The organism is Acinetobacter variabilis, from assembly GCF_000369625.1.
Lineage (GTDB): Bacteria > Pseudomonadota > Gammaproteobacteria > Pseudomonadales > Moraxellaceae > Acinetobacter > Acinetobacter variabilis.
Genome location: NZ_KB850114.1, coordinates 1 through 11089, shown reverse-complemented (window position 1 = coordinate 11089; position 11089 = coordinate 1). Strand labels below are relative to the sequence as shown.

General features: G+C 35.7%; 12 protein-coding genes. 5 read left to right on the top strand and 7 right to left on the bottom strand.

What is annotated here, in order from left to right; all coding sequences use genetic code 11:
• Window positions 1-1113: 1113 nt before the first annotated feature.
• A complete protein-coding gene (locus F897_RS15365) occupies window positions 1114-1485 on the top strand; it encodes a hypothetical protein (protein WP_005174618.1) in 372 nt (123 codons plus the stop codon).
• 2 nt (window positions 1486-1487) lie between these two features.
• Window positions 1488-1658 (top strand): hypothetical protein, encoded by a 171-nt coding sequence (locus F897_RS17810; protein WP_002067611.1) that lies wholly within the window; start codon window positions 1488-1490, stop codon window positions 1656-1658.
• A 322-nt stretch (window positions 1659-1980) separates the two neighbouring features.
• Here the strand turns inward: F897_RS17810 and F897_RS15360 are convergent, their stop codons facing one another.
• The 3 genes from F897_RS15360 to F897_RS15350 form a co-directional block, all read right to left on the bottom strand.
• Window positions 1981-2442 (bottom strand): DIP1984 family protein, encoded by a 462-nt coding sequence (locus F897_RS15360; protein ID WP_000761346.1) that lies wholly within the window; start codon window positions 2440-2442, stop codon window positions 1981-1983.
• A gap of 185 nt (window positions 2443-2627) precedes the next feature.
• Entirely contained in the window at window positions 2628-2942 is a 315-nt protein-coding gene (locus F897_RS15355) for a BrnA antitoxin family protein (RefSeq protein ID WP_001044691.1), read from the bottom strand.
• Window positions 2905-3216, bottom strand: coding sequence for a BrnT family toxin (locus F897_RS15350; protein WP_002042420.1), 312 nt, complete (start codon window positions 3214-3216; stop codon window positions 2905-2907). Before F897_RS15350 ends, F897_RS15355 begins: the two co-directional genes overlap by 38 nt.
• A gap of 499 nt (window positions 3217-3715) precedes the next feature.
• Between F897_RS15350 and F897_RS15345 the strand changes: the two genes are divergently transcribed.
• Together F897_RS15345 and F897_RS15340 are read left to right on the top strand one after the other, a co-directional pair.
• Window positions 3716-5203 carry a SulP family inorganic anion transporter gene (locus tag F897_RS15345; protein WP_005108963.1) on the top strand — a complete coding sequence of 496 codons (1488 nt, stop codon included), beginning with the start codon at window positions 3716-3718 and terminating at the stop codon, window positions 5201-5203.
• A 12-nt stretch (window positions 5204-5215) separates the two neighbouring features.
• On the top strand, window positions 5216-6067 hold the full coding sequence (locus F897_RS15340; protein ID WP_005108965.1) for a universal stress protein: 852 nt from the start codon (window positions 5216-5218) through the stop codon (window positions 6065-6067).
• Between the two features lie 293 nt (window positions 6068-6360).
• On the opposite strand, the gene chrA is transcribed toward F897_RS15340, so the two are convergent.
• Window positions 6361-7710, bottom strand: coding sequence for a chromate efflux transporter (chrA, locus tag F897_RS15335; RefSeq protein WP_005098231.1), 1350 nt, complete (start codon window positions 7708-7710; stop codon window positions 6361-6363).
• Window positions 7707-8633 carry a chromate resistance protein ChrB domain-containing protein gene (locus F897_RS15330; protein WP_005098232.1) on the bottom strand — a complete coding sequence of 309 codons (927 nt, stop codon included), beginning with the start codon at window positions 8631-8633 and terminating at the stop codon, window positions 7707-7709. Before F897_RS15330 ends, chrA begins: the two co-directional genes overlap by 4 nt.
• 190 nt (window positions 8634-8823) lie before the next feature.
• On the opposite strand from F897_RS15330, the gene F897_RS15325 reads away from it, so the two are divergent.
• Complete coding sequence (locus F897_RS15325; protein ID WP_004644745.1) at window positions 8824-9174, top strand: DUF3147 family protein; 351 nt, start codon at window positions 8824-8826, stop codon at window positions 9172-9174.
• A gap of 213 nt (window positions 9175-9387) precedes the next feature.
• On the opposite strand, the gene F897_RS15320 is transcribed toward F897_RS15325, so the two are convergent.
• Together F897_RS15320 and repM are read right to left on the bottom strand one after the other, a co-directional pair.
• Window positions 9388-9954 carry a plasmid replication DNA-binding protein gene (locus F897_RS15320; RefSeq protein ID WP_224214022.1) on the bottom strand — a complete coding sequence of 189 codons (567 nt, stop codon included), beginning with the start codon at window positions 9952-9954 and terminating at the stop codon, window positions 9388-9390.
• Window positions 9955-10014: 60 nt separating this feature from the next.
• Entirely contained in the window at window positions 10015-10938 is a 924-nt protein-coding gene (repM, locus tag F897_RS15315) for a replication initiation protein RepM (protein WP_005174434.1), read from the bottom strand.
• Window positions 10939-11089 lie beyond the last annotated feature (151 nt).

Below are 11089 nucleotides of genomic sequence, written 5' to 3'. Positions count from 1 at the left end.
TGGTAGGTAAACGTAGTCATATTGGTAGGTAAACGTAGTCATATGAAGTCTAGAAGCCTTTATTTACAAGGCTTTCAGCTTACCTAAAAGCATTTAAAAACTTTAAAATAATTAAAAGCCCACGGAATGAAAAATTGCCCTTGGTTTTCGCTTCGCTCAAACTCTATTGAACTTCGCTTTCGCTCAGTTCGTTGGGGCAATTTTTTGGTTAATACTGGCGTGACTTTAAGAAAAAGCAAAAGCAACTCGGAATTCGCTTCGCTCATAAAACTTTTTTACTCGCTACGCTCGATCCAGGAGCAAATTTCTGCATGAAACTTACGCTTTCTTAGGCTAAAGAGGATAAAAAAATGTTTTTCAGAGGGTCTAGGCGCAAATTTTGATAGTTCGCTCGTAGACACTCGCTCTATGCATCTATCTAAAGTCAAAATACCTCTTTATTTCGCTCTCATTTGCGTTTTTTGAGCTGTTTTGTGTTTTTCACTATGAGATCTATGTCTTTTAGGTAAAGGCTCTTAAATCGCATTTGAACGCGTTCTATGAAGCTTTTCATAATTAAAGTTTTGGGTTGAAATTTTTAACCTGGATGAAGGGACAAAAAAATTGATCTTTTTACGTTTTTCTAAACCAAGAAATAAATACTTTTTTCCATGCAAAACCAAGCACCGGCCCTACGTCACTTTAGCCAATTTTCCAATCAAGGATCCGGCACACGCCGGGATTTTTTTGTCACACACCACGCATCTAACGATGACAACCCTCAAAGCCTTACAGGATAAGGATTTCAGCGATTTTTTAGGGTCTCAGAAACGTGTACATAAAAATGGTCTTTTTTTAGAATAAGTGATTGAATTATCTATTTTTTATGCTGTGCTCATGGTTGTACATCAAAACAACACTTTTTTTAGATAAGGTATTGATAAATTTAAGAAAAACCATGTACTCATGATTGTACATAAAAAAAGCATTATATTTAAATAAGTTTTTGTTTTATAATAAATTAATATTGTACAAATAGGTTTGTACGTAATCTACTTATTATTTTTATTTAATTAGTTGAATTATATATATTTAATTTTGTACAAAATCTAATTTTAATAAGAGGTGTAATTTATGGGCGAAAAAGTCAAAACTTATGCAGTCAGGTTAGATCCACAAGTAGCAGAATTCTACGATCAATTGGCTAATTCAGAAGGAATCAGAACCAGTAAATTATTCAGTAAAATTTTGACCAATGATTTTCAATCTATTGCTGTTAAACAGCAAGCCGATCGTATTGAGGATCTGGTGAATCGATTAGAAAAGCGAATAGATGATTTTGAGGAAGATAATAATTTTTCTGAAAAATACTATGAAGATTTTAGTAGTACTTACATGATGCTTTTATGGCTGTTAATGAAAAATGGTGCTTCTAAAGATGAAATTAGAAGTATGCAAGCTAAGGCCGCTAATTATGCGGAACAAAACTTTTCTAAGGAATCTTAATTTTGGACAATATTATTCAAATTTCAAAACCATGTACGCTTTGTGGAAATGGACAGAATGTACAGCTTTTTGCAGGCTTAATGCTTTGTAGAAGTTGTCAGGAAAATATTAAGCTCACTAATCCAGGCATGTTTGCGGCCAATGATGAGATTGAACAAAAAGCCCAGGATTAACCTGGGTTGCGTATAAGAGATTTTATGTTAAATGCCGAACTGAATTAAAAATAGAAATGTAGTTGAGCTGATGCTTGCTCATTTCTTTATTTTTAGTAATTGAGGTGAACATACTGTCAGTACATGGTAGTTATAAGTAACGTGTAACTTTGTTTGCACAAAGATTTGAGTTATGCCAAGTGATGGATTGATTTGTACTTAAAATTTTAAGCTTATCCACTTGCTTTGCAAGCCACTACACTTTATTTACAATCCTATGTTGTGGAAGTAAGGGATCTTGTACTCGCCCAGTATGTTCAACTTGATTATATCTAAAGGACTATTAGGCTTCAATCAAATCAATTTTCCAATTAGTCGACTGAATTAACACGTTTAAATCACGTAATTTAAGACTAATATCATCAGCTTGTTTTTGTAATGATGAAACTGGAATAACTTTATGCCACTTTATTTCCCGCGTACTATAACGATCAGATTCACGAGATGTATTACTTATTGCTGCAGTTAGGGTTTTGTGCTGTTCTACAAATTCATCACGCAAAGTCAATAAAGCAAGTAGAGAACGGCCATCATTTAATTTTGTTAAAGCATTAGTTTCATGAATTGCATAACTTAATTTTTGAAATTCTTGAATTAAAGAAAATACTTGTTTTAGTAGTTCATTTGGATCTTCAGATGGTTGATCACCATCTTGTACCAATACATTTGCATTGATACGTTGTTTTAGTGAAATAATTTTTTTTTGTTGATCACTTCGAAGTAAGAGAGCTTCTGCTAATTTCATTTTTCACCTATTAACCAATTAGAATTAAGTTTTAAACAGCTTATATCCTCATTCTTTAAAGATCAAAAAAATTGCTTTTTATCTAGCTAAACCGTCCGCTAAGAAAATTGCAAAAGTGCATATTCTAAAACCGGACATTTCTATTTTGGAGTTACACAAAAATGGGAGCCTATAGCTCCCATTTTTTACGGATGATTTTTTAGTTCATTCAGCATGGCATCACGCAGAATCTTGTTCATTCGTGTTTGATAGCCTTTGCCTTGGGCTTTTAGCCACTGCATGACATCTGCATCGATGCGAACCGTAGTTACTTGTTTAGTCGGCTTGTAAAATGGATTTTGCACTGCATTTTTCCAAAAACTTTCATCAAGTTCGGGAATATCTGAAAAGTCTATTTCACTGTCTGGGCGTTTATCTAATGCTTCAAGTCTTGCCTTTTGTTCTTCAGATAAGACAGGAGGTTTATTCAAATCTACTTTGTAAGTAACGGTTTTGTTCATACTGTTTCCTCTCTTTTTTCTCTGCCTGTCGTGCTGAAATAATACGGATATGATCAATCCCATTATGATCTTGTACAGTATGAGCCACCAATAAAACTGTCTGCCCGTGTACGAGACCTATCGCTTGCCAACGATATTCACCATTTTCAAAGCGATCCTGTTTGAAGACGGCATGAGCATCATAAAAAACTAAGGTTGCATCTTCAAAAGCTACACCATGTTTTTTGAGGTTTGTTTCTGCTTTATGCTCATCCCATGAAAACTCAATTTCCATAGTTGCATCGCTTTTTGTTAATATAAAAATGTTAATACAAAATTGTAAATTTTGCAAAGTTATTCCATTTTTTATTGGCAAAATATTACAGAATCGAACATAAAAAAGCCGACTTGTTTCAAAATCGGATTTTTGGGCATTTTTAGATTTTTATGGTTTAAATAAGTATCTGATATTTCAATTAATATACAAGTGTATTGCGTATAACCGCCATTATGTTAAATGGACATAAATCAATTCTAAAATTATCTATGATCATTCTTACTTTTACTTCAGTACTGCGGTTAGGGTGGATAGAAAAGGGCCTAACTGCTATCATTGCCCCCGAAACCCTCCAAAATAGATATCTTTCTTAATATGACACTTACGCCACCATAAGTTTATTTATCTCTTAAAACAGTAAATAACTCATCACTGTCTAGTGATGTGGTGTAGTAGCTTGTGTGTCATATATCACATCACTAGCCTTTCCTAAAATTTAAAAAAATAGGCTATTTTCATGTTATCCACTATTCGAGAACAATGGTTCTCCAATATTCGCGGGGATGTTCTTGCGGGTATTGTTGTTGCTTTGGCTCTAATTCCTGAAGCAATTGCCTTTTCAATTATTGCAGGTGTCGACCCTAAGGTAGGGTTATATGCTTCATTCTGTATTGCCGTGGTGATTTCTTTCGTAGGCGGTCGTCCAGGGATGATTTCTGCTGCAACTGGTGCTATGGCTTTATTAATGGTCACACTGGTTAAAGAGCATGGTCTGCAATACTTATTAGCAGCCACAATTTTGACAGGATTTATTCAAATCCTAGCAGGCTATCTAAAATTAGGGGCCTTGATGCGGTTTGTATCAAAGTCAGTCGTGATTGGCTTTGTAAATGCTTTGGCTATTCTAATTTTTATGGCTCAATTACCTGAACTCACTAATGTGACATGGCATGTCTATGCGATGACAATTGGCGGTTTAGCTATTATTTATCTATTCCCTTATATCCCAGTAATAGGGAAACTTTTACCCTCTCCCCTCATCTGTATTGTCCTCCTTACGCTTTTTGCCTTGTTCATTGGTTTAGATGTAAGAACCGTAGGTGATATGGGGCAATTACCAGATACATTACCTATTTTCTTACTTCCTGATATCCCTTTAAATCTTGAAACTTTAGTGATTATTTTACCCTATTCACTAGGTTTGGCAGCCGTGGGTTTACTTGAGTCCATGATGACCGCAACAATTGTCGACGATTTAACAGATACCACCAGTGATAAAAACCGAGAATGTAAAGGGCAAGGTGTTGCCAATGTCGCTTCAGGCTTCTTAGGCGGAATGGCAGGCTGTGCCATGATTGGTCAATCCATTATTAATGTGAAATCTGGTGGACGTACCCGTTTATCATCATTTAGTGCAGGGGTCTTTCTGTTAATTATGGTGGTGTTTATCAGTGACTGGCTTAAAGCCATTCCAATGGCTGCACTGGTTGCTGTCATGATCATGGTAGCAATTGGAACATTTAACTGGGATTCACTACGCAATATCCGCCAATATCCCTTATCTAGCAATATTGTGATGATCGTTACAGTCATCGTGGTCGTTGCGACACATAATTTGGCTTATGGCGTATTAGTTGGTGTACTTCTTTCTGCATTATTTTTTGCCAACAAAATTGAACGCTACATGGCAATTCAGTCCGAATTTAATGAACCTGAAAATACCCGTACTTATACGGTAACAGGTCAAGTGTTCTTCAGCTCAGCAGATAAATTTACTTCTGCATTTGATTTCAAAGAAGCACTTTCAAAAGTTGTGATTGATGTTAGTCAGGCTCACTTCTGGGATGTGTCTGCGGTCGCTGCTGTAGATAAAGTGGTCATTAAGTTTAGACGTGAAGGAACAGAAGTCGAACTTATTGGAATGAATGAAGCCAGTAAAACATTAGTCGATAAGTTTGGTATCCATGATAAGCCAGATGCTTTAGATCGCTTAAATAGCCACTAAGAGGGATGAATTATGTCAAAAATTATTGCATGTATTGATGGATCATTAGCAACAAATACCGTTTGTGATTATGCAGCTTGGTTTAGCGATAAACTTAGTTCACCGCTTAAGTTATTACATGTTATTGATAAGCCAAAAGCGAAAGCACCACAAGATTTAAGCGGTGCAATCGGCTTGGGAAGTCGAGAAATCTTGCTAAATGAGTTGGTTGAACTTGAAGAACGTAAGGGGAAGATTGAGCTAGAGCATGGCCAAATTCTTCTTCGGGAAGCAAAAAACTATCTATTGGAGAAGTTCTCTATTGATGCTCAAAGCTTTCAACGCCATGGCAGTCTTTTAGAAACAATCATGGGAATGGAAGAGGATATTCGAGTTCTTGTTATGGGTAAGCATGGAACTGAAACCGAGCACAATTCCAGTAAAGTTGGAACCCATATTGAAAATGTTGTTCGTGCTCTTCATAAACCCGTGTTAATCACATCCTCACCGTTTAGTCCACCTCAGTCATTTTTAATTGCTTTTGATGGAAGTCCTACTGCACGTATTTGTGTAGACAAAATTGCAAATAGCCCTTTATTAAAAACCCTGACAGCTCATGTGGTATATGTTGGTAAGCCAAATAGTGATATGACATCACAAGTCACTTGGGCAAAAGAGCTACTTGCAAATAATGGTTTTGATGTAATTGATAGCATGCTTGACGGTGATGTTGAGAAATCTATATTGGATTATCAAGAAAAAAACGTTATTGATATGATTGTGATTGGTGCATATGGTCATTCAAAGATACGCCAGTTTTTTATTGGTAGTACGACGACCAAATTGTTATCAAGTTCTACAAAACCAGTATTATTACTAAGATAATTTTTACAAGATAAAGGGATAGTTAAAAACTATCCCTTTTTTAGAATTTCTAAAATTAACATAATACACGTTATGCGAAATTAGAAAAATGAGTTTATTGCACTGATATTTATCTGTTTTTTAAATTTTAGACCTGGGTTGGTGCCCAGGTTTTTTTATTGCGTATAACAGCCATTATGTTAAATGGGGAGTGATTTAGTGGAATATTCTTTAATTTTTTATATGAAAGAAGATACCTTGAATCGTGTCAAAAGAAGCATAGATTTTTTATCCATACCTCTAGTGTTCATTCTTTATAGTAAAATTTTAATCGTTAAACCCACTAAAGCAGAACCGATGATGACTCTGAGCACACTTTGATTAAATTTAAATAATGCGACTACAGCTAAAATTGCAATAATGGCAGAGATATAATCAAAATTCCCTTCAAAACCCTGTGGCCAAAGCACGTGGTAACATAAAAAGAGTGCCAAATTTAAAATTACGCCCACCACGGCAGCGGTAATGGCGGTTAAAGGGGCAGTAAATTTAATTTGATTGTGTGTGGACTCTATAACAGGTGCTCCGGCTAAGATAAAGAAAAATGAGAAAATAAAAGTAAACCACGTGACGATGATTGCACCTAATGCACCTGCAATAAATTGATGTTCAGCACCCAACAGCGAATGGTTATAAGCTGCTAAGAAGCCGACAAAAGCCACCACCATGATCAATGGGCCGGGAGTACTTTCACCTAGGGCTAAACCATCGATCATTTGAGTTGGGGTGAGCCAGTGATAAAAACCGACAGCGCCTTGATAAACGTAAGGCAGAACAGCATAAGCACCACCAAATGTCAGAAGTGCAGCTTTAGTAAAGAACCAAGCCAGTTGAGTATAAGAATGACTCCATCCCAAAACTGCTGTTAAAGAGATGAGTGGAATTGCCCATAAAAGTGCTGAAATTACAGTTATTTTGATCAGATGAGACCATTTAAAAACAGCATGTTCAGGTGTAGGGGTATCATCATCAATAATTGCACGTCCATAGGATTTTTGACTGGACTGATGTGCATTTAGCTTAAATAAATCAGGATACTTTTTACCGACCAAATAACCCGATATCGCTGCACATAAAACGATTAAAGGGAAAGGAATATTAAAAATAAATATTGCAAGAAAAGCGATAACTGCAATCGCCCATAGAAATTTATTCTTTAATGAACGACTGCCAATACGATACGTGGCATGAAATACAATTGCGGCAACTGCGGGCTTAATGCCATAAAACAAACCGGCAATGATCGGGACGTCGCCATATTTCACATAGACCCAAGACAGCCCAATGAGGATAAAAAGAGAAGGTAGAACAAATAAAACCCCTGCAACGATGCCACCTTTGGTTTTATGCATTAACCAGCCAATATAAGTTGCAAGTTGTTGAGCTTCGGGGCCGGGTAAGAGCATGCAATAATTCAATGCGTGCATAAAACGCTGTTCTGAAATCCATTTTTTTTCTTCAACTAACTCTTGGTGCATAACAGCGATTTGCCCGGCAGGGCCACCAAAGCTAATGAATCCCAGTTTTAACCAAAATTTGAATGCTTGCCAAAAGCTGATAGATTCAATTTCTGTTTCATCTATTAAAGATGACTTATTATTCATGTTAAATTCCTTTGAAAGTCTGCATATAAGCCATCAAAAATATGGTTTGAAAGATGGAGTAATTGATCATCATCTGTGATCGTGCTTCTTAAGCCTTGCAAGATTTTTTCAATGCCTAAGGCTTCGGCAGGCTCATTTCCCCCAACATCTAAAAAATGAACAATTTCAGCGATTTTATTTAAAGCAGGGGTTTGTAATTCAAAGCTATGCATTAACACTTCAAAAGTGACTAGATGATTGATATGGGTAAATTGGGCATCATCAAAATCAAAACCTAAGGTATCTTTGGGGCAATCATTGGGATGCTCTAACCAAATAAATTTTGCCTGAGGGTCTACAAATTTCTGAATGATCCATGCCGATGCCAAACGGTCAACCCAAGGACGCTTTCTGGTTGCCCAGATTTTATTTTGAAAATCTTGCTTGCATAGGACTTTTAATTGCTGTTCAAAATTATTGGGTTCATCGTATTCACCTAACCGGGCAATAACTTGTTCTAATCGGGTGAGTTCATTCAGTGTTTTGCTTTGATGAGTATTTGGGAAAAAATCTATTTCTATCAGTGAATTGAGGTTTTTTCTTAATTTTCGAATCTGTTTGAGATGTTCTTTTTTCTTATTTTCCTCAAGCGTATTTTGTATTTGTGAAATTTCAGTTCTCAGTTCTTCATATTCTCCAGTCCTGTCGAAAAGTTGAGCAAGGTCTAAATGTGCAGGAGGTTCAGTCTGAAAGATATAGGCATGCCCATGTTCATTAAGATGATCATGAACAACAGACTCGAATTTTTCAGAATGTGCTTCGGGTAAGAGGTAAACACCATCTCTTAAAGTTGCTGCACCATTTGACTTTAATGAACGCCAAATTCGCATTCTTGCGGTTGTGCTTTGACTGGGAAGTGATGAGATCAGTAATGATATTTTCATGTTATAAAATCAACAAATTTTGTTTATCTTATAACAATTTTAAAGGATTAAAAATAGTTTTCCTTTAATAAGAATATATGTAAAAGTCATAAAAGATTTTTCTATCCTTTAATAGTAAATTCAACAGATGCTTATAACTTAGCAGTTTGTAAAATAGAACTTTATAAATCTACTCATCTAGGAAATGCACATGGTCTGGCTTATTGCTAAGTACGCTCTAACTGCTGGAATGGTCATACTTATTTCAGAAGTTGCTAAACGTAGTGACCGTCTAGGCGGATTGATTGCAGCCTTACCTATCGTAACGATACTTGTGCTGATATGGATGAAACTTGAGAATCAAGACCCGCAGAAAATTTCAAATCATGCTTGGTATACCTTTTGGTATGTAGTACCGACATTACCTATGTTTTTAGCATTCCCAATACTTTATCAGCGTTATGGATTTTGGCTATCTCTAGCCATTTGCTACGTAATGACCATTCTTCTTTTTCTTGCATGGGCAGCTATATTGCACCATTTCGGTATTGATTTGCTGTAAATGAACTAGGGGCATGAATGTTAGTTTTTCTAAAATTAACATAATACACCTTATACGAAACTCTCTTTTTTATTTCATATAAATCAAAAACTTATACTAAGACGTTCCAGGGTTCAGCGCACTGGAACGGCTTTTTATTGATTATTCATGTTCCACGCTCAATAAACAAGCAATGTTCCACACTTTTGTTTAGCTAAAAACAACAATAAAACCTTACTCATCTGTAAAAACTGCCCGAGCTAAACGACCCAATAATCCCCTTTTTTTAGGTTCCGGTTCAACGTGTTCTGGAATAGGTATACGCTTATTGTCTTCACTAGGAGTAGTCAATGCGTCATAGTTCGACTCAATCTCTGGCCGAGGATCTGTTGCTATATTTAGATTAGTAGATTCATTTAGCTTACTAGTATTTTCTTGTTTTGGCTGTTCTAAGGTGCCTTTAAACTCAATTCTATGAGTAAGATCTTCAATATGTTGCATCAAAGACTTTTCTCTTTGATTTGCTAAATCTAACTGATTTTTAAGTAAAGCAATCTGATCTTTTAGAACATTTTCGATCTCGGACTGTACACGTACAGGTGCATCCTTCTGGACTTGTTCAATACGTGTACTGGACTGAACACCAGTTGGATTTCCATAAACTCTTATTAATTCCGATAGATCTATGAGTCCATCACTATCCCTTGATAATTCGCCACTTTTTATAGCTTCATAAATTGTTGTTCTAGACTTTTTAAACGCTTTACTGGCGTCCATAACGCTGAATTTTGTTGTGTTCAATGGAGTCCCTCAGTACGTGTACAGGGATGTTCATATGAACATCCAATCTGAACATGAGTTTTATTTTGCATTAAAGCCTACTTTCTCTAGATATGGCAGTAGTTCTTCAAATTTTTGTAGATCTTTTAGCATTTCAGAAATTCGAACTGCGAACTGCGAATAGCTTTCAGTACCTTGAGAATATTTATTCATTTCTGGAAGCTCAGATAGCTTATTAGCAAAAAAATGTCGCTGTGCATCAGTAAATTTTGAGAAAATCTCAAGAGTAGTTTGCTTTTTATTGTTAGCTATAACGACCTTTTTCTGTTTAAAGGTAAATGAAAAGCCAGAAATATTACGTCCCTTTTTATGTTGCTGACATTGGACTTTAATATCTGTATGTTCATTAATTTGAGCAATAGCCAAATTTAATACTCGGTCTTTGAAATTCCCCATTCTTGTATATTCATCATCAAGAACACCTATTTTTTTCCTGAACTCTGCTAGTTCAATAATAGGAGTTTGGCCTGTACTGCGCCAAGCTATTAACAATTCATATAACCGCACAGCATACGCACTGCTGAGATTACTAATTTGTTGTAATTCATATTTAGTAAATTGCTCTTCTAAACGTGTAATAAGTGGGACAATTGCAGGAGCAAATATTAACTTCACGGTTGCTTCATCATCGATATATCTAATCTCGCTGACCCAGCGGCTTAAAACATTTTCTACATTTCCTCTCTTATTGATTTCTTGATAGCTAAATTGGCGTACGAATAGATCTTTACAAGCATCTTTTAACGCTTGGTACGCTGTTTGTCTTGCAACATTAAATTGATTTACATAGCTCTCAGCATGGACTTCTAATGGATCATTGGCATTAATGCCTCGACCACTATCTCTTGCTTCAACAATAGCTAATAAGATTAAACGCTGTTCTACTAAATCTAAGTTATAACTCGCATTAATTAATGCATTATCTTTAACTACTAAATCCCGCACTTTATTTATCTATCTTATTAGTTATGAATATAAATCTATATTAATAAATCTGTAGATTAATGCAAGGTAAACATGGTTAAATCTATAAAATAAATAAGGTAGACTTATGGTAGGTAAACGTAGTCATATTGGTAGGTAAACGTAGTCATAT